This is a genomic window from Saprospira grandis DSM 2844, from assembly GCF_000275825.1.
GTDB classification, from domain to species: Bacteria; Bacteroidota; Bacteroidia; order Chitinophagales; family Saprospiraceae; genus Saprospira; species Saprospira grandis_A.
On the sequence record NZ_JH719942.1, the window covers coordinates 1,276,709 to 1,296,057 of the forward strand.

Annotated in this window: 16 protein-coding genes; 5 read left to right on the forward strand and 11 right to left on the reverse strand. The window is 47.9% G+C overall.

The features are described from left to right. Nucleotides 1–141 precede the first annotated feature (141 nt). The 4 genes from era to folD all read right to left on the reverse strand — a co-directional run bounded on the left by era (nt 142) and on the right by folD (nt 5,129). The gene (gene era / locus SAPGRDRAFT_RS05835) at nt 142–1,041 is read right to left on the reverse strand and encodes a GTPase Era (RefSeq protein ID WP_002657948.1); all 900 of its coding nucleotides are present in this window, start codon (nt 1,039–1,041) and stop codon (nt 142–144) included. A gap of 221 nt (nt 1,042–1,262) precedes the next feature. After that, nucleotides 1,263–1,691 (reverse strand): hypothetical protein, encoded by a 429-nt coding sequence (locus SAPGRDRAFT_RS05840; RefSeq protein WP_002657949.1) that lies wholly within the window; start codon nt 1,689–1,691, stop codon nt 1,263–1,265. A 15-nt stretch (nt 1,692–1,706) separates the two neighbouring features. Beyond that, nucleotides 1,707–4,229 (reverse strand): penicillin acylase family protein, encoded by a 2,523-nt coding sequence (locus SAPGRDRAFT_RS05845; RefSeq protein ID WP_002657951.1) that lies wholly within the window; start codon nt 4,227–4,229, stop codon nt 1,707–1,709. A gap of 3 nt (nt 4,230–4,232) precedes the next feature. Further along, nucleotides 4,233–5,129, reverse strand: a complete 897-nt coding sequence (gene folD / locus SAPGRDRAFT_RS05850; RefSeq protein ID WP_002657953.1) for a bifunctional methylenetetrahydrofolate dehydrogenase/methenyltetrahydrofolate cyclohydrolase FolD — start codon at nt 5,127–5,129, stop codon at nt 4,233–4,235. Between the two features lie 317 nt (nt 5,130–5,446). Between folD and SAPGRDRAFT_RS05860 the strand changes: the two genes are divergently transcribed. Both SAPGRDRAFT_RS05860 and SAPGRDRAFT_RS22855 read left to right on the forward strand, forming a co-directional pair. Then, complete coding sequence (locus tag SAPGRDRAFT_RS05860) at nt 5,447–6,973, forward strand: OmpP1/FadL family transporter (RefSeq protein WP_002657954.1); 1,527 nt, start codon at nt 5,447–5,449, stop codon at nt 6,971–6,973. Nucleotides 6,974–7,098: 125 nt separating this feature from the next. After that, nucleotides 7,099–7,275 carry a hypothetical protein gene (locus tag SAPGRDRAFT_RS22855; RefSeq protein ID WP_002657957.1) on the forward strand — a complete coding sequence of 59 codons (177 nt, stop codon included), beginning with the start codon at nt 7,099–7,101 and terminating at the stop codon, nt 7,273–7,275. Between the two features lie 172 nt (nt 7,276–7,447). Here the strand turns inward: SAPGRDRAFT_RS22855 and SAPGRDRAFT_RS05865 are convergent, their stop codons facing one another. Further along, on the reverse strand, nt 7,448–7,939 hold the full coding sequence (locus tag SAPGRDRAFT_RS05865) for a GAF domain-containing protein (RefSeq protein WP_051018609.1): 492 nt from the start codon (nt 7,937–7,939) through the stop codon (nt 7,448–7,450). Nucleotides 7,940–7,995: 56 nt separating this feature from the next. Here SAPGRDRAFT_RS05865 and SAPGRDRAFT_RS05870 point away from each other — a divergent pair, with 56 nt between their 5' ends. Together SAPGRDRAFT_RS05870 and SAPGRDRAFT_RS05875 are read left to right on the forward strand one after the other, a co-directional pair. Continuing rightward, entirely contained in the window at nt 7,996–9,156 is a 1,161-nt protein-coding gene (locus SAPGRDRAFT_RS05870) for a hypothetical protein (RefSeq protein WP_002657960.1), read from the forward strand. Between the two features lie 115 nt (nt 9,157–9,271). Then, complete coding sequence (locus SAPGRDRAFT_RS05875) at nt 9,272–11,674, forward strand: endonuclease MutS2 (RefSeq protein WP_002657961.1); 2,403 nt, start codon at nt 9,272–9,274, stop codon at nt 11,672–11,674. 295 nt (nt 11,675–11,969) lie between these two features. On the opposite strand, the gene SAPGRDRAFT_RS05880 is transcribed toward SAPGRDRAFT_RS05875, so the two are convergent. Both SAPGRDRAFT_RS05880 and SAPGRDRAFT_RS05885 read right to left on the reverse strand, forming a co-directional pair. Beyond that, entirely contained in the window at nt 11,970–12,623 is a 654-nt protein-coding gene (locus tag SAPGRDRAFT_RS05880; protein WP_002657963.1) for an SMI1/KNR4 family protein, read from the reverse strand. A gap of 242 nt (nt 12,624–12,865) precedes the next feature. Then, nucleotides 12,866–13,660, reverse strand: coding sequence for a DUF4625 domain-containing protein (locus SAPGRDRAFT_RS05885; RefSeq protein WP_002657964.1), 795 nt, complete (start codon nt 13,658–13,660; stop codon nt 12,866–12,868). Nucleotides 13,661–13,770: 110 nt separating this feature from the next. Here SAPGRDRAFT_RS05885 and SAPGRDRAFT_RS05890 point away from each other — a divergent pair, with 110 nt between their 5' ends. Then, nucleotides 13,771–16,137, forward strand: coding sequence for a TonB-dependent receptor (locus SAPGRDRAFT_RS05890; protein ID WP_002657966.1), 2,367 nt, complete (start codon nt 13,771–13,773; stop codon nt 16,135–16,137). Between the two features lie 45 nt (nt 16,138–16,182). On the opposite strand, the gene gldN is transcribed toward SAPGRDRAFT_RS05890, so the two are convergent. The 4 genes from gldN to SAPGRDRAFT_RS05915 all read right to left on the reverse strand — a co-directional run bounded on the left by gldN (nt 16,183) and on the right by SAPGRDRAFT_RS05915 (nt 19,161). Beyond that, nucleotides 16,183–17,001: a gliding motility protein GldN gene (gene gldN, locus SAPGRDRAFT_RS05895; RefSeq protein WP_002657967.1), complete on the reverse strand. Its 819-nt coding sequence runs from the start codon at nt 16,999–17,001 to the stop codon at nt 16,183–16,185. A gap of 498 nt (nt 17,002–17,499) precedes the next feature. Continuing rightward, nucleotides 17,500–18,003: a hypothetical protein gene (locus SAPGRDRAFT_RS05905; RefSeq protein WP_002657968.1), complete on the reverse strand. Its 504-nt coding sequence runs from the start codon at nt 18,001–18,003 to the stop codon at nt 17,500–17,502. After that, complete coding sequence (locus SAPGRDRAFT_RS05910; RefSeq protein WP_002657970.1) at nt 17,996–18,544, reverse strand: hypothetical protein; 549 nt, start codon at nt 18,542–18,544, stop codon at nt 17,996–17,998. Before SAPGRDRAFT_RS05910 ends, SAPGRDRAFT_RS05905 begins: the two co-directional genes overlap by 8 nt. After that, complete coding sequence (locus SAPGRDRAFT_RS05915) at nt 18,541–19,161, reverse strand: hypothetical protein (protein WP_002657972.1); 621 nt, start codon at nt 19,159–19,161, stop codon at nt 18,541–18,543. Before SAPGRDRAFT_RS05915 ends, SAPGRDRAFT_RS05910 begins: the two co-directional genes overlap by 4 nt. Between the last annotated feature and the right edge of the window lie 188 nt (nt 19,162–19,349).

Consider the following 19,349-nt stretch of genomic DNA (forward strand, 5'->3'; position numbering starts at 1 on the left):
ATTGGACTATAATAGTACGCAAATTTAAGCAAACTCTCAAGCATTATCCTAGTTTTATGGACAAAAAATATAAGATTAGGGACTTTACCTACTTTTTAGGCAAAAGCCCATAAACAGACCCTTTCAAGGGAGATAAAAGGATTAAGACGTATAACCAAAATAATTGAGGCTGCGCTCGTCGTCGCGCCAATTATCTTTAATTTTTACGTGCAATTCTAGGTAGACTTTAGTCTCTAAAAACGCTTGGATAGCGAGGCGGGCGTCTTGGCCTAGGCGTTTGATGGCTTGGCCTCCTTTACCGATAAGAATTGCTTTTTGGGTTTTTCGGGCCACATAGATATTGGCCAAAATGCGGGTAATATTTTCTTCTTCTTGAAAAGCCTCTACCACTACTTCTACTGAGTAGGGAATTTCCTGATGGTAATTGAGTAAAATCTTTTCTCGGATGATTTCGGACATAAAGAAGCGTTCTGGCCGGTCGGTAAACTGTTCTTTGGGGTAATAAGTAGGGCCTTCGGGCATTCGTTCGATCACTTTTTCGAGGACCAAATCGGTATTGATGCGATTGAGGGCGGAGATGGGAATGAGCTCGGCAAAATCGAGTTTTTTGCTCCAGGCGGCCAATTGTTCCAATTGTTCTTTTGGGGGCAGCAGATCAATTTTATTGAGTAAAAGAAAAACGGGAGCCTTTAGTTTGGCCAAAAGCTCAAAAATGGTAGATTCATCAGAAATCTTTTCGGTAGCATCGGCTACCAGTAGCATCAAATCGCTATCTTCTAGGGTAGATTTGACATATTCATTCATGCGCTCCTGCATTTTATAGCTAGGGTCTTGAATCAGGCCGGGGGTATCGCTAAAAACGATCTGAAAATCTTCTTCGGAGACGATGCCCAGGATACGGTGGCGGGTAGTTTGGGGTTTATTGGTAATGATAGACATTCGTTCGCCAACCAGGGCGTTCATCAGGGTAGATTTGCCCACATTGGGGTGGCCTACAATATTGACAAAGCCCGATTTGTGGGCTTTTTTTTCTGTACTCATAATATATATTCGTTAAAAAACTAGCGATTTATAGGTCTAGCAGGCGGCGAAGCCGCCGCAAAGGAGCGCAGCGACGCGGCTGAGGGATGGATAGCAGGGCCGCCGCAGGCGGCAGACCCAAGGCGTTTGCGGCGAAGCGCAAGCGCCTGCAGGGCCGAGCAGACCTGCGAGCTGCGGCAGAGCCCGACCCGCCCGCAGGGCGGGGCAGCCCCAAAAAAAAATTAAAGTTTAAAGGTAGCGGCAGAGCGTTTGCGTCCTCTTCTTCGGCGTTTGGAGCGGCCATCTACGGGGCCGGTGGCGATATCTCGGCCCAATTGGCCCAAGAGAAAGCCCAATCCGCCCAGCAGAGCGCCCAGCAAGGCAATAAAAAGCATAACGCCCATATTGGAGCCAAAAGGGAGGCCTAAGACGGCGCGCATTTTTTGGAGCAGCAAGCCGCCATTGCCCGCATTGATCCAGTACATACTAATGAACCAACTGAGAAAACTGCTGCCTGCTCCGGCCAAAAAGCTGGGGCCTGCGCCTAGCTGCATGGCAAAACCGATGAGAATGGCAAAAAATAGATTGGCCCACCACCAGCTTGCAAAAAGCCAAAAAGAAAGGCTGATGAGCAAAAAGAGCGCGGCGGCGCCTAATAGTACTCTAGTCATAATAAATTGTCTTTTTTAGTGCAAACGCTGGCGAATGCGGATATTCTCTTTTCCTTCTTCGGCAGATTCTAGATAAAGTAATTTGTTGTAGCGGCCTTCGGCCCAAGTTTGGACCATATTATCATAGTAGTGGCTACCGGGATTACCGGATTGGCCACCGGGGTAAATGGCTTGTGCCTTGGGTTTCTTCTCGCCCAATTCGACAATCATGCGCCAAGAGGGTCCGGCTGCAGAGCCGCCCTTATGCATCAGGCTATCGGCCTTTCGGCTGGCGGCAAAATCGTAGCGGTTACTCACGGCATTGAGGGCATCGGCGGTACCGCCCACCGATAAATTTAGGATACTAAACTCCTTGATGCGGGCCAGGTGATAGAGGGCTGTCGCCTTCATTTCTCCCCAGCTAATGGGTTGGCCCGATTTATTTTTGGGCAAAGTGTTGAGGGTCTCTTTAAAAGAGAGGGTTACAATATCTTCAATACGTTCTTGCTTCTCGGTGCTTATTTGGTCCCAAATAAACGAGCTAGTATCTCGCTTGAGGAGGCCCAACAAATGCCAGGCATCGGGATAATTCAGTTCCATACCTTGGGCGGCAGCCTCTTCGAGTTCGTCATAGGTAAGGGCTTGCAAATTATAGAACCAATCTTCAAAGATGGTTGGGGCCACAGCCTCTGCGGTATATTCATAATCCCAATCTCGGAAAAGGGCCAAGAGTTCTAGCTCGTCTTTGCTCAGCTCGCCTCTTTGCAAATACTTCATCAGCAGGGGCAGAAAATCTTGGGCCTTTTGGCTAAAATTGCTCAATTGCAGGGCTTTCATTTCGCTATCGGTGGCTGCAGAAAGGGCATCCAACTGTCCGTTGAGATAGCGGCCACGATACTCCTCAAAATAACCATAGGTATAATAAGGATAGGCGGGGCTGACCGAATGCTGATTGGCCGAGGCCACATAGCCCTTTTGGGGGTTATATTCGTGTGGAATATGCTTTTGAGGCATAAAGCCCGACCATTGATTGAAGGAATAGCGGCCATCGGCTACAAATTTTCCTTGTTCGGGCCGGCGCAAGGGCAGTTTTCCTTGGGTCCAAAGCGCAATGTCTCCATTATTGCAAGCAAAGACCAAGTTTTGGGCGGGGCAAGAAAAATGCTTAATGGCCGCCTGATAATCTTGGTAGTTTTTGGCTTGGGCCAATAGGATAAAGGTTTTGGCCTCGGAGCTAGGCTCATTGGCCTGCCAATGCAAGACATAATCTTGGCCATTTACGGTACGGACGACTGGGCCAAAATGCGTATAAACAAGGGTATCGACAACAAAGCCCGCTCCTCGCACATAAACGGTATCGAGGATTTTTTCGCTGGCTCTTTCTTCGCCATCAAAGATATAGGCCGACTTCGTCTTATCGGTCCATTGAATGGCGTACCAATCGCGAACATCATGGGCCACATTGGTTACACCCCAAGCAACATATTGATTGAAACCAGAGATTACGCCTGGCGCTCCGGGCAATGTTGCCCCATAGACATTAAAGTCGGGCGTTACAATTTGCGCCTCAAACCAAATAGAGGGCAGATTGAGCTTGAGGTGGGGGTCATTGCACAAAATAGGGTAACCCGAAGCGGTTTTCTTGCCACCCAGGGCCCAGTTATTACTTCCGATGCCCTTAGGTTTGGGGTTGGGGTTTTTCGGCAAGCCCTGATCAAAACCCAAAAAGGGTTTGGCCAAGCTATCGCCTACCGCTACGGGCTTAAAGTTATAGAAGGCCGTATCGTTAATAATCGGCGATTGCTCGGGAAAATATTCTGGATAAAAAAGATTGAAGGTATCTCGACCAAAGTATTTATAGGCATTGGTCATTTCAAAATCATGGTCCTTATCGGTTAAGTCCTCAGCCATAGCTTTGAGCAAAAGGGCCGATTTAAGGACCGTCCATTTTTCTGGGCGATAGTTCAAGAGCTTATACTCCAAAGGCAATTCGGCATAAGACAAATCATCAATATAGGCATTAACCCCATCGGCATAGCGCTGCAAGATCTCATAGGTTTTCGGGTCTTTTTTCCAAAGCTCTACGGTCTTTTTAGCCGCCAAGGGCAAACCCGCTTTCCGCTTTTTACGATCCATCTTCAGCAAAACTTCTCGCATCTTTTCAGAGGTGGCCAAAACCTCGGCCAAGCGGCCAGAAACAGCATGCGTCTGAAACTCCATCTGCCAAAGCCGAAGGCTAGCCGTAGCATAACCCTGGGCAAAAAAAGCATCCTGCATATTGTCGGCAAAGATGTGCGGCACCATGCGGTCGTCATAGAGCAATTCTACAGGAGCACTAAGCGAACCATCACGCAAAGAAGAGGACAAAGAAGGCCCCGTTTTGCTTTCGGCATTGCGCCAAAAGCCCGAACTCGGGCTCAATAATTTCCCCATCGGGGGAACAAAGGTCTCTTTTCCACTCAAACTCTCCACCGTAGAAGAGGCAAAGTTAGAGGAGTTCAGAAAGAGAAATAGAAATATAGTAATGACCAAAACGGCCAAAAAACTCAATATGCGCATAGTTTATTGCTTTTCTAGGGCTTTGCCTGCTCCTGTTTTATAGGCTTTTAGGCAGTTCATCAATAAGGATACTACGGTCATTGGACCAACTCCACCAGGTACGGGCGTGATGGCCGATACCTTTTCTTTTACTCCCTCAAAATCTACATCTCCAACTAGACGATAGCCTCTTTTGGCCTTGGGGTCATCTACGGCATTGATGCCCACATCTAAGATAATGGCACCTTCTTTCACCATATCGGCGGTCAGGAAGTTGGCCTGACCAATAGCAGCCACAATAATATCCGCCCGCCGACAGTGTTCGGCCATGTTTTGGCTGCGGCTGTGCAATACCGTAACCGTACAATTGCCCTGCGGATGTTTGCGAGAAAGCAAAATACTCATCGGGCGGCCCACAATGTTCGAGCGACCAATCACTACCGCTTCTTTTCCCGATGTTTCAATCCCATAACGCTCCAAAAGCGTGATCATCCCCATAGGCGTAGCGGGCAAATAACCGTCTTCGCCCAAGAGCATCTGGCCCAAATTATAGGGATGAAAGCCATCTACATCCTTTTCGGGCGCAACCGCCTGCGTCACTAGCTGTTCATCTATATGTGCCGGCAAAGGCAATTGCAATATGTAGCCATCTACTTCCGAGTCTTGGTTCAATCTCGCAATTTCAGCCAATAAATCATCTTGACTTATCTCCGCTGGCAGTTTTTTCAAGCTAGACCGAAATTTGGCTCTTTCACAAGCACGCATTTTATTGCGCACATAACTGGCCGAAGCAGGATGTTCTCCCACTAAGACCGCCACCAAATGAGGAGGACGACCGCCTTGGGCAAGAAGTTGCTCCACTTCCGCTTTGAGCTCTAATTGAATACTTTGAGAGAGGGCTTTACCATCTAAAAGTTGCATGGACCTATTTCTTTGAGGGTGGTTTAATGCTCCCAAAAATAGCCTATTTTAGGCAGCCCACTGGATTATTTTCCTTTTTTTTTCTCTTCCTCCTATTTTGGGGCTGCCCCGCCCTTCGGGCGGGTCGGGCTGTTTCAGGGCTCGCAGGTCTGCTCGGCCCTGCGCGGGCTTCGCCCGCTTGCTCTGGCCTGACGGCCACCCTTGTCCATCCCTCAGCCGGGCGGCTGCGCCGCCCCCAAAACCGCAAAGAGAGGATGGCGCTAAAATTGAGTCTTCTAAAATGCTAGTCTTAAATTAAATGACTTAAAATAAATCTTATGAACAAGTGTAGTCTCTTTGTCTTCTTTTCCATCTTCAGTTCGGCCCTAATGGCCCAAATAAGCAGCGATGCCCTGCTCTTTTCCGAACGCTTGCAGCCCAATACCGCCCGCAGCATGGCGGTTGGTGGCGCCCTTGGGGCCCTTGGGGCCGATATGAGCAGCCTCAATGGTAATCCCGCAGGACTAGCCGTTTACCGAGGCTCGGAGTTTAGCATTAGCCCCGGCCTGCAATTTGCCAATATCAAAAGCCAGTTTTTGGCCGATAGCACACTCCCCCGCTCTAGCAACAACCGCCTGAGTTTTAACCTCGGCTCTGTAGGACTCGTCCTGGCCCAAGAACAAAGTACTGACTGGCGCTTTGTCAATTTTGGTATTAGCTTTGGCCGCACCGCCTCCTTTAATAGGACCTACTCTTTTTCTGGAACTTCTACGGGCTCTCGCATTATTAACTTTGCCCAAGAGGCCAATGCCGCCAATGCCGTCCCCGATGATTTAGACCCCTTTGAGGAACGCTTAGCTTGGGATGCCTACTTTATTGATAACCCTAGCGGCGGCACCGATTATACCGGCGCTGTTGTCGATTCTAATCGCGCTTATATTCAAAAAAGCCAACTGATCCGCCAATCGGGAGGTATCAACGAACTCAATATTGCCCTAGCTGGCAATTATAAAAACAAGCTTTATATTGGTGGAAGCTTGGGGATTACCTTTCTCAACTTCAGAGACTTTAGAAGCTATAAAGAAGAAGAACCTACAGGCAATATGGACTTTAAAAGCCTCAACTTTGATGAGATTCGGACGGTCAAAGGAACTGGCATTAACCTTAAACTAGGCCTTATTTATAGAGTAAATAAACGCCTGAGAGTGGGCTTCAGTATGCACACCCCCACGGCCATGAGCCTTACGGAAAACTTAGATACAGAACTTAGTGGAGCTGTTGTTTGGAATGATACTCTCCGCGAAACTTCTGCTACAGAACCTTGGGTCTCTCCTACCGCAGAATATAAGCAAGACTTTTTCTCTCCCTGGGTTTTTGCCCTTAGTATGGGCCATACTTTTGGCCAAAAAACAGCTCCCATCAAAGGCTATTTGGGGGTAGATGGAGAGTATATTAACTACGCAGGCAGTAGCTATGCCCTACAAGCCTCTGATGAAAATGCCACCGCAGGAGACCAAGCCTTTATTGATGCCGTAAACAATGCAATTACGGACACTTACCAAGGGGCTTACCGACTAAAAGTTGGGGGCGAAATTGCGATCAATACCCTCCGCCTAAGAGCGGGCTACCGCCTACAAAGCTCTCCTTACTTGGACCAAGTGAATGGAGTGAACGATTTTCGCCACGATATTTCTGCCGGCTTTGGCTTCCGCCAAGAACATATCTTTTTTGATTTTAGCTATATGCGGACCATCAGAGATTTTGAATACTCTCCCTATTATGCTACTTCTAGTTACAATAATCCTAGAACAAGTAATAGTGAAACCATTGGGCTTTTTCTCTTAACCCTAGGCTTTAGATTTTAAGGCTAAGCCCCTCCCCGATTAGAGGAAGCGGACCAACTGCATTTTGTAGTTGGTCCGCTTTTTTTTAGCTAAAATACTATGGCTGGCCCTATTCTGCAGTTGCAGAACAGCCCATCAAAACCTTTATGCCCTATTCGACAGAGATCAAACAGCCCATCAAAACCTTTATGCCCTATTCGACAGAGATCAAACAGCCCATCAAAACCTTTATGCCCTATTTGACAGAGATCAAACAGCCCATCAAAACCTTTATGCCCTATTTGACAGAGATCAAACAGCCCATCAAAACCTTTATGCCCTAGATAGCAAGTCCTACAGGGCCGAAGGCCCGCAGGCTGAGGGATGGGCAGCAGTGGCGCGAAGCGCCAGACCCAGCGGGCGCAGCCCGCGCAGGGCCGAGCGAACAGCGAGCTGTGAGACAGCCCGACCCGCCCGAAGGGCGGGGCAGCCCCAAAACAGCAGCAGCATAGCCCACTAACTCAAAAACTGTTTTTCTAGCGGGCTTTGAGCAAACTGCTCGGCCAATAGTTGTTCGAGAAACTGTTGGTCTAGCTCATCGAAGGCGGCCTTTTCGGTACTATCTACATCAAAGACGGCAATAAGCTGGCCCTGAGGGTCAAAAACGGGCAGAACAATCTCCGAGTTAGTTCGGCTATCGCAGGCGAGGTGTTCGGGATCGGCATGTACATCCTGAATCAGTTGTGTTTGGGCCAGGCGGGCGGCTCGGCCACAGATGCCACGGTCTAGACCAATATGCAAGCAGCCTAGCGTACCCTGATAAGGGCCAACAATCAGGGCGCCCTCATGCATACAATAAAAGCCCAGCCAAAAATAGTAGGGCAAATGCGACTTGAGAATACAGTTTATTGTACTCATTTTAAGGACCATCTGGCTTTCGCCCTGCAAAACGGCCTTAATTTCGGCTAGGGCGGCGGTATAGGCCTGCTCTTTTTCTGTTTTATTCATTAAATTTGTCGGCTGCATTTATCCTTATGATTTAGAACTAATAAAAAAAACAACTTATGAACGTACAGCATTACCTCCTCCTCCTCTTTCTTTTGTTGGGGGGCCAAAGTTGGGCCCAAGCCGATCTGCTCATTCAGAGCCCCGATAACTATGAGTTTTATATAGGGATTGATGGCCGCAAACAATCGGAAAAAGCAACAGCGCATCTTCGTTTGCGCAAATTTGTAGAAGGCAACTACTTTTTACGGATCGAATTTACAGATAAAAAGTTGGGCCTCTTGAAACAGAATGTAGTTTTGGACAAAGGCTTTTGTTCGGTCTATAAAATCGTCAAAATCAATGACCGAATGGTCTTGAAGTCAGAAAGTCGAATTGCCCTTAATGCCGAAACTCCTGCTCCAGATCTAGACCTTGCCTATAGCAAAGAAGGCCTAGGCCCAGCCGTGGCCAGCAAAGCCCCTCAGGGCAACAAAGGAGGGAGCAAGCGATTGGGGGGATATCAAGCCAATAATAATACAAATACCATTGACGAATCGCAATATCCAAAAACCATTACGACCATCCGCTACCAATTGGAGGACAAAGATGAGGGGGGCCAAGAAGTGGTGGAGCTCAAAGAAGTGGAGACCCAAACTGTAGTAGAACGTGGGGGGCAAAAAATGCTTCGTCGCCGTAAGGAAAAGCGCGAAAAAGTGACTGCTTTTACAAGTTTGCCCATGCAGCCCGTTCTTTATGATAGCCTCTTTTCTATCTGTTTTGATGCAGAGAACAGCTATGAGCAGGCCCTAAGTCTATTTCAGGGCGCTTGCCTAACGCCCAACCAAAGCAGCCGTTTGCTCAGCATGCTGTCTAAGGAGGAAGCCGCCAAATTGCCTCAGCAGGCCCAATTGCGCTGTGCTTATCCACCCCACTGTAAGTTTGAGGCCGCCAGCCTGCCTAGCGAAACGGATATAGTTCAGGTAGAACAAGAAGTGGTAGAGGAAGTTAAGAAAGAAGTAGAAGTTGAAATAGAAGAAAAACCCAAAACTGCTGCCGAGCTCAAAGCCGAACTCAAAGCGGCCAAAAAAGCCGAGAAAGCCCGCAAAAAGGCCGAAAAAGCAGCCGCTAAAGAAAAACGCAAAGCCGAGAAAGCAGCCGCCAAGGCCAAACGCAAAGCCGAAAAGGCCGCAGCCAAAGAAGCCAAGCGCAAAGCGAAGGAAGCAAAAAAGAAGAAATAGGCTTGAACTATTTCCGCTTTTCTGCTCTTTGGTTAGCAGCTGAATTAAAAAATTAGACCCCAAGAACTGCCCAGTTGGGCAGTTCTTGTTTTAGAACAGACATTATTTTACTGTCATGAACTTAGCACCGAAAGACCTCTATCAGAAATTAGAATTTGATAAGGTCCTAGAACGATTACAGGAGTACTGCCTTGGAGAATTGGGGCGGGCTCATTTTGCCGAATTGCGCCTGAGCCAAAACCCTCAGGAAATTGAACGCTCCTTGCAGGAGTCTTTTGAGTTTCTACAAACCTATGAGCAAAATCATAGTATCCCGCTGCGGGTCTATCATAGTATAGAGGCCGATCTAAAGATGCTCAAAATTGAGGGCTATGTGCTTTCGGTAGAGAGCCTTCGGAATATTGCCAGCATTTTGCTCTGTACAGAGGCCCTTTTCCGTTTCTTCGATCCCAAAACAGAGCGCCGAGAGCTCTATCCCCATCTTTTTGATATTTTGCGGCCCCTACATTTTGAGCCCGAACTACTCAAAGCCATTAACCAGGTGGTCGATGCCGAGGGCAATATCCGCCCAGATGCCTCTCCTGAATTGCAGCGCATTGCCAGAATGCAAGGCTCTAAGCGGCAAGAGATGGATAAGAAGTTTAGACAAACGGCAGGCTTTTATCAAAGTAAAAACTGGTTGGCCGACTCGGTGGAGACGGTCCGCAATGGCCGCCGAGTGCTAGCCGTACAGGCCGAATACAAGCGGCAGTTAAGAGGGATTTTGCATGATGAGTCGGCTTCTGGCCGGACCGTATATATTGAGCCTGATGAGGTGATTGATTTGAATAATGACCTCTTTGATCTGGAACAGGAATACAAAAGAGAGATTTATCGGATCCTTAGAGATCTGAGTGCTTTGCTCCGTCCTTATGTGGAAGACCTGCGGGCTTTTCAGGACCTCATGCTGCGCTTTGATGTGATCCAAGCCAAAACCCAATTGGCCTACAAACTCAATGCGACCAAGCCTTTGCTGCGCCCCAAGCCCTTCTATAAAATTGAAAGGGCCTATCATCCGCTTTTGTTGCTGAAGAATAAGGAGGAGGGCGAGCCGGTGGTCCCTTTTAGCCTCAGTTTTGAGAAAGATCAGCGCATTTTATTGCTTAGTGGTCCCAATGCTGGGGGTAAATCTATTACCCTCAAGGCCCTTGGCCTTTTGCAGATGATGTTGCAGGCGGGCCTCCTTCTCCCTATGGAGGAGGGTAGCGAAATGGGGGTCTTCGAGCAAATCTTTGCCGATATTGGGGACCAGCAGTCTTTGGAAGATGAGCTGAGTACCTATAGCTCTAGATTGAAAAATGCCCGCTATTTTATGGAGCATGCCAATGCCAATACGTTGGTCCTCATTGATGAGTTTGGCTCGGGGACCGACCCCCAAATGGGGGGCGCTATTGCCGAGGCTATTCTACGAGAGCTCAATAAGGCCAAGGTCTACGGATTGATTACCACCCACTACGCCAACCTCAAGAGCTTTGCCTTTAACCAGAAAGGCCTTGTCAATGGCCATATGGTTTTTGATATGAATAGTTTGGCCCCCACCTACCAAATGCGCATCGGCCAACCCGGTAGCTCTTACGCTTTTGAAATTGCCGAAAAAACAGGACTGCCCTTTAAGGTGGTAGAATACGCCAAGCGGAAGGTGGGTAAAAAGGTACATAACTTCGAGCAGATGCTCTCCGATTTGCAAAGAGAACGACAAGAACTTAAGGAAAAAGAAGCCGAAACGGCCGAGCAACAGCGGCAATTGGATCAGCTCATTAAGAATTATAATTATGCCCAAAAAGATTTAGAGTTTGGGCGCAAAAAGCTCAAGTTGCAGGTCCGTGAGCAAGAAATGCTGGCCCTACAACAAGATCGCCAAGACCTAAAGGATGCCCTCAAGGAGCTCCGTGAGTCTGAGAACAAGGCCAATGCCCGTGCCAAAGCCGAGGCCCTTTTGGCCAAAAACCGAAAGCAACAAGCCGAACTGACTGAAAAGGTCGATGATATTAAAGAAAATATTTATCAGGCTTATCATCAGCAAGTGAAGGGCGAAATTGTGGTAGGCTCTCAGGTCCGCTTGCGAGCTGGCGGCATGCTGGGCGTAGTCCGAGAGATCAAGAAAAAAGAAGCCTTGGTAGAGCTAGAGCACATTAGTTTGAGCGTAAAATTGCGCGACCTCATTTTGGTGGAAGGTGCCTTGGAGAAGCAACAGGCCAATACGGTCCAAACCAAATTGCATAGCCAACCTCAGGTTTTTGATGCCAAAATTGATATTCGGGGAATGCGCTATGAGGATGCCGTGGAACGCCTACAAGTTTTCTTAGACAAGGCCCTGATGTCGAATGCCTATGAGGTAGAAATTATTCATGGGAAGGGCTCTGGTGTTTTGCGGCGGGCCGTGCAGAAAAAACTGCGGGAGTATCCCAATGTAAAGGACAGCTTTTTTGCCGCCCCTCAGCAAGGTGGAGATGGCAAAACCATTGTTCAGTTCGAGTAAAAACAGAAACAGTCTACATGCAATTGTAGGCTGTTTTTTTTGGGGCCTCCCGCCTGCGGCGGGCGCTACGTTTCGCAGCTCGCTGTTCGCTCGGCCCTGCGGCGGCAAAGCCGCCTGGGTCTGGCCTTCGGCCACTGCTGCACATCGCTAGGCCATTTGGCCTTCGGCCACCTCGCCACATCGGTTACTCCCTTTGGTCGTCGAAGACGCCCTAAAGGGCTTGTTGTGGCCATTTGGGCCAAAGAAAAAGGGCGGCTAGCTGTGCTAGCCGCCCTGCAGAGGAAGCGTTTTGGACCTATTCTTCTTTGAGGACTTCAAAGCCCTCTAGGTCATCATTTTCGCTATCGTGCCAGAAGCTATGCTGGCTATCATCGCTTACGCCATTGAGGCGTTGTTTTTGGATAATGCCGCCCATTCTTTCTGAGTAGCGATAGTGGCCTTCTTCTAGGTGGCGCACATATCGGTTGATCCAGGCCTCAAAAGAGGGGGCGAGTAGAATACGTTCGGCAGAATCGCGGGGCATATAGATAATTTGGCCCAAATTGCCTTGGCGGCTAGGGGCAAAATCCATAAAAATAAAGCTGCCGGCTTTGTCTGTAGTGAGGGGGAGCCAGTAGGGGTTCCACCACTCCATTCGGATGCCCTCTTGGGGTTCAGATTCTAGATCATCGAATGCGCCTTCATCAAATTGATGGCGGAGTTGGGCCCAAATGCTGAGCATTTGCTCTAGGGGCAATAAAATGTGCGTATCAATTAGGCCCTCTTCAGATTCTGAGTATTGGCCATCGTGGATGCGGTAAAATTCCTTAAAGGCTTGGGGGAGTTCTGAGCGAATAGCTTTTTCGATCGGCTCAAAATGTTCTTCTTCTGCGCCTCCATTCAAATCGTCTAGCAATAGGTTGGCATAGCGGTCTATCCAAGCTTCGAAGCGTTCCCAAATTTCTTTCATAACTAAAGTTGCAGTAAATATTTAAGCAGTAGGCTAAAGGGGCCGGAGCGTTTGGCCGAGCGTTTTCTGGGCCGATGAGCGGCCTAGTGATGTGCAAGGGGGCGGCGAAGCCGCAGACCCAAGCCGCCGCAGGCGGCTGCAGGGCCGAGCAGACCTGCGAGCCCTGAAACGTAACGGCCGCCGAAGGCGGCAGGCCCCAAAAAAATAGAGCACAAAGTTAAAGATTTATTCAGGGAATCCCACTAATTGAGCTGAATATCCACCGAGCTGCTTTCTGTGGTATTGCCCACGGCATCGATAATGCGTAAAAAGTAGCGATAATTTCCGGTAGAGAGGCTATTGGGGATGGTATAGGGCCAGTTAAAATTGTAGTTGGTTCCGCTACCAGTCGTTAGGGCTAATTCTTGGGCCAGTTGGATATTTCCGGAGGGAGATTCGTAGCGAAGTTCGAGTTTTCCGCCAGTGAGGTCCATATTATCGAGGGCCTCTCCTTCAAAGAAAATTTGGCTCCCTCGGTTGGCGATTAGGCTGCTTTGGGGGCTATTGAGGCGAATTTCGGGGGCGATACTATCTTGGCTAGAAATCAGCTTGATGCTATAGGCCGTGCTGCCCCCGGTTTCGTTTCCAGCTGCATCGAGCAGGCGGAGTTGAAAATGGTAATTTCCTGCCCAGGCATCTGTTGGGGGGACATAAAAGAGCTCGAGATTTTGTTCGCTGCCGCTGAGGTCAATCAGATCGAGCACCGACCAGCTCTCTAGGGTTGGGCTACGGTGGCCGTGGCAGTCGAAATTGGCGTGAATATCTACTTTGAGCTGAGCGAGTTCCTCATTATCAATCAGGTTCAAATTCATTTTGAGGGTATCGTCGGTTCGGAGATGAATGACATTGTCGGGCTCTAGTTGGCCGCAAATTGTATCTGAAACCCTATTGGGGCTAAAACTATATATATTTAGAATGGGCGCATTCAGATCGGTTTCGGAGGGTTGGCAGGCCTGCAAAAAGAAGAGGCCGAGGAAGAAAAGGGCGAAGCGTTTCATGTTTTAACAAATTTTAAGCGAAATAAGGAGGCAAAGTTAATGCATTAGTTGCAACTGCGTTGCAGAAAAGCCGTACTTTTGTAGGAGCTTAACAAGATGAAGCCTTAATTATGCGCAATTTATACCTTATAGTTTGTTTTTGGCCTATTTTCCTTTGGGGGCAAGACTATCAGATTCATGGAGAAGTTTACGATTATGAGAGTCATGAGTTAGTCTTGGGGCAGCCAGTTCTTCTATTGCCGGACAGTCTGGGTCAATTGACTGATACTGAGGGTCATTTTCATTTTGAGTTTTCGGGAAAGTTGGGGGACAGTCTGGAGTTGCAAGCCTTTGGGGAGCAGGGTATTTTTGTATCCAAACGCTTTGTTTTGGGCCTAAAAAAAGACATTCATCTTCATTTATACTTGGCTGCTGATGCCGATTGTTTGCGCTGTCAGGAGGTGGATGTGGTTTTGGTTCAGGAGCAAGATTTGGGGCCCAAGCCGCAGCCCTCTCAGGAGTTATTAAATGCGGAAGATATTCAGGAAAACTTAGCGGGAAATTTGGCCCAAACCTTAGCTGAAATACCGGGGGTTTCGGCCCTATCGGTGGGGGTAGGCATTGCCAAGCCGATTATTCGGGGGCAAATGGGCAATCGGGTACAATTGCTAGAGGGGAATTTGGCCCAAGAGGGGCAACAGTGGGGCACCGACCATGGTCTGTCCATAGATGCCTTGAGCGTAGGCCGTATGGAGCTGACGAAGGGCGCGGGTAGTTTGCGTTATGGTTCTGATGCTTTAGGGGGCAGCATTCGTCTCTTACCGACTAAGGTGGCGCCACACAATAGTTGGCAGGGGCAGGTCTTGCTTTTGGGCAAAAGCAACAATGAGCATTGGGGGGTTAATCTACAATTGAGTCGCAACTGGCACAACTACTTTTGGCAGCTTCAATATAGTGAGCAGCGCTATGGGGATTATCGAGTACCTGCCGATGAATTTGTCTATCAGGGCTTTGTTTTGCCTTTATATGAAGAGCGTTTAAAGAATACGGCAGGGCAAGAGCGTTCGGGCAAGATGGTATTGGGCAAGCTCTGGAAAAAGGGGGGCTTGCGTTGGACCAACAGTTTGTACCAGATGAAAGGCGGTTTATTTTCTGGGGCCATGGGGATTCCTAGGGCCTATGATTTACAGCCTGATGGCAATTGGCGAGACATAGATTTTCCCTCTCAAGCGATTCGGCATTTTAAGTCTTTTCTCAACTTCAATTATCAGTTGAGCAAAGAAAAGGCCCTATATATAGACCTAGGTTGGCAGCAAAATTTGCGAGAAGAGTTTGCTTTTCCGCATTTGCACAACCGCCCAGCCGATGCCAATGACCGCTTGGCCTTAGCGTTGAACTTGAGCACTTTTTCGGGCCGTCTAGAGCTGCGACAAAACTACAAATCCTGGGAGCTTGCCTATGGGATTTCGGGCCAAAGCCAAAGTAATAAAAGAGGCGGCTTTGATTTCTTGATCCCCGCTTTTGAGCAGCAGAAGTTAGGGAGTTTTGCTTTGGGTCATTGGGTGAATAAAGAAGAGCGTTTGGGCCTTGATTTCGGTTTGCGTCTAGATTATCAGCAGTTGCAGTCTACGGCCTTTAGCCAATCTTTTGATGTAGACGGGCAAAATATCAGCTTGGGGGCTGGGGCATTGGAACGACAATTTTGGGGCAGCTCGGCTAGTGTTGGGCTTTGGAAAAAACTGAATGCTTGGTCCAACATACAAGGCCAGTTTAGCAAGAGTTTTAGGCCGCCACATCCGGTAGAGTTATTGAGTGATGGGGTACATCATGGCAGTTTTCGACATGAAAAGGGGGACAGCAGTCTGGGGCCAGAATCTGGCTATCAGTTTGATGCCAGCTGGAGCTGGCGCAAGGGCAATTTTGGTCTTTTGGCCGAGGCCTATGCGCATTATTTTGATGGATATTTATATTTATCGCCTGCGCCTCGCTTTTCGCCCTTACCCGATGCGGGCCAACTGTATGAATACGAGCAGCAGGACGCCATGTTTTCGGGCCTAGAGTTGCGCTATGATTATCGCTATAAAGGCTTTAAGTGGAAGCAATCCTTAGAATACCTATATAGCTATGGTCTAGAAACGGACTTGCCCCTCCCCTTTTCGCCTCCTTTTTCGGTTCGCTCTCAGTTGGCTTGGAGCAAAGACTGGGCGCCCAAAAAGGGTTTAAAAGCGGTAGAAATAGCCTTGGGGCATCGTTATTGGGCGGCTCAAAATTGGGTGGCTAGAAATGAGAAGAGCACGCCTGCGGCTTCTCTTTGGGATCTGCGTTTAGATTTGGATTTTGTTTGGGGCAAGCAGCCTTTGTCTGTCCGTTTTTTGGCCCAAAACCTATTCAATACGCCTTATTTGGCCCATTTGAGCCGCTATCGGCAGTTGGAGTTGCCCGAGCAGGGCCGCAACATACAGTTACAGCTTCGTTTACCGATTATTGTTCGAGGCTAAAGGGAGGCCCCAAATGCATTAGCATTTGGGGCCTTTATTTTGGGCCTAATTTCCATAGAAGTCATGCTCATAATTGGCCATATCGTTTTTAATTTTCTCGGCTTGTAGCAGGCGGTCTGTACCGCTATAAACATCTTGTAGGCGGAGGTCCTGCATATTGCTTTGCTTAGTGATATAGCTAGAAAACTGCCGGGCTTCAAAAACATCGGCCCAAGACAACTGTCCTGCGTCTTGAAAGCGGTTGGGGGCTTGTTCTTGGCCCAAGATGGGGCGCAGCTCGTCAAAATGGAACCAAAACATGGGGATAGCCATCAAAAAGTTACCATTATCGTCATAGATATTGCGGATGGGGGCAATGCCTAGAATTTGGGTTTTGAGTTGGCCGTCTTTTTTGTCTACATAGGCCACCTCTTTAATGCGGAAGCGGGTCACATCTTTGGGGTTGATACGAGTTTTGACCACCTCCCAATTATCGCCCATACAGCCGCCGTCTAGGTCCATCACAAAAAAGGTATCGATTTGGTAGACATAGTCCATGGCCTCTTCATAATCCATTCGGCTAGAGAAGTCCTCATTATAAACGCTGAGTTTTTTGTCTTCTAGGGCCCAACTGAGTAGTTCAATCAGGGGGCGGCTTTCATTGGCAAAATGCTGGTTTTGCAGTTCGCCCAATTCAATTTCTCTCCAGATGCGTTTTTCCCAAAGTACATCTCTTTCTTGCAGCTGGGGCCGCTGAATAACTGGCCGTTCTCCCCATGTTTTCTGGTAAATGCCATCTTGGGGCAGGCTGGCTTCTTGAGCAAAATTATTTTGGGCCAAAACAAAGATAAGGGCAAGGCTAAGATAAAGGCGGATCGTATTCATAAGGCTATTTTTTTAAGCTGGTAGAAGCGCCGTTTGGCTGCTTTTGTCTCTTTATGCCTCCTCCTTTCAAAGGTTAGCCTTTTGGGCAAACTATTTTTATTTTTTATTTGGGGCCCGCGGCCAGCAAGCTGGCCGCCGCTATGCTGCGGGGCTCACAAGTCTGTTCGGCCCTTCGGGCTTCACTTCGTTTCGCCCTTGGTCTGGCCTTTGGCCACCCCTGCGCAGCGCTGGGCCTGCGGCGGCTTCGCCGCCTTAAAATGGCATTTTGTTTAGACAGCCCTTTGGGCTGATTGGACCCGGCCGGCGGTAGGCGGCTGGCCACTTTTTTCTTTGCTCCTTAGCTAAAATTAGCCCTCAATATATTGCATTTCAAGCAAGGGGGTGCGGCAAAGCCGCCTCCGCCTGGGGGCAGGCCTTGTTGGCCTTGGGGGCCAACAAAGCCTGCATGGCCTTCGGCCCTTCGGGCCTCAGCTTCTAATAATCAATATTATGCTGCCATCACTCCTTTTCTGGACGGAAAGGCCAGGGCAGCTCCTCAGACAGCTTAAGCTTAAAGGTGAAACGTGAAACAATATGACCTCCATGCTCATAGATATGATACTCCTTCTCTTTTTCTGAAGCCCATTCTAAGTCGAAATAAAACTTCTTATCTGCGAATACCCAGGCTAAAGAATGGCCAAAACTCGCACAGTCTTTACAACTGATTTCTTCCTCACAAAACGGAATAATATCATAAACTCGATAAATAGAATCATTGGAGTTATTCTCTTTGATAAAGGATATGTAAAAAAGTGGCTGTTGTTTTATCTGTACCCAGCGTTCTTCTGAGTTATATTTTAACCCCTCTTCCTCTAGATTGAAATCAATATAAACAGAAACGTTCATATCGCCCTTGTTAAGCCTAGGGGCATATATAAACAAGCTCCTTGTACTATCCTGCTGCGCCCGAGCTAGCCAACTAAAAGAGAGCGAAAAAAATAGAATTAAAAGGTAGTTATTCATTGCTGGGGAGGGAATTAGACTTTTGTAAGGGAATAGGTTGATCAAGTAGTAGGTAGTCAGGACAAGCTTGCTGAAAAGAAATGCTCTTTCTTTTTATGCCCAAACTAGGGGCTGAAAAAATAAGTTGATTTCCCAACAAACTAAAACTATGCTTAGGATAAGGGCCAAGTAGATAGCGGCCAATCAGCTGATGCTGGCTATTAAAAACAGAAAGGCTGCTGCTTCCAAGTTGAGTGCTTTGGCTCCCTATGCTATGTATAAAGTGGAGCTTGTCTTGCCCCTGAATGCTCCCCAAATAATGTAAATACAAACTACTATCCTCAGTTTGTGGAATAAGGTACCACTTATTGGGGATGCCCTCAGCCAGAACTTTTGCCCAAGGCCCTGAAGCAAGAGTATCTAAACTAAAGGCCAGCTCAAATAACTCATTGTTTTCGCAAAAATGAGCGGGCAACTCAACAGTTATGACTTTGGGCGGCTCCTTTTTAGGCCGACAAGCCGAAAAAGCCAAACAGAGACAAACTAGATAAAACCATTTCATTGGGCCAGATTTGAAGCAGGATGTAAAGGATAAAAACCAGAAAATGAACAGCTGTCATAAATACCTTGAGAAGGAATCCCTTTCGCAAAACTGAGGCTGTAGTGCCCACAATCTTGCTCAAAAATTAGGGATTGGCCCAAAATGCCCTTGGGCAATAAATCAGTGTAATTTGATAGCTGATAATAGCCCAATAAGCGATTATCTGCAGCATAACAATAAAGCGCTGCATAACTCCTATGCACCGTAGACTCCATAGATGCTGAAACCAGCCGCTGAACAAATTTAAAGGTATCTTGCTCTTCACTGACAATCTCCCCCAAATAAGAGAGGTAGAAATGAGGAAAGTCAGTTTGCTCAGTTGATATATAGTACCATTTATTAGGGAGGCTCTCGGCAAAAATTTCCAATTGAAAAGCCGCTAACTCCTGCTGATAATTATGCTGCTCTAGCGGCAGCTGCACACTATCTATAAAAACCGCTAGCCCTAAAACAGGATGCGGCTGGCAGTCTGCAGGAGAAACTTGTAAATAACGAATCTTACTTGCTTGCTTGGCCTGCTTTTGTTTGGCACAAGACAGCAGCAAAAGCAAAAAGAGTCCACTAAATAGAAATTTCATAGGGTAACTTTTACTGCGGTTTTGGGGCCCGCGGCCAGCAAGCTGGCTGCCGCTATTTTAATATTATACTACAATCACTCCTTTTCTGGACGAAAAGGCCAAGGCAGCTCCTCAGACAGCTTAAGCTTAAAGGTAAAACGTGAAACAATATGACCTCCATGCTCATAGATATGATACTCCTTCTCTTT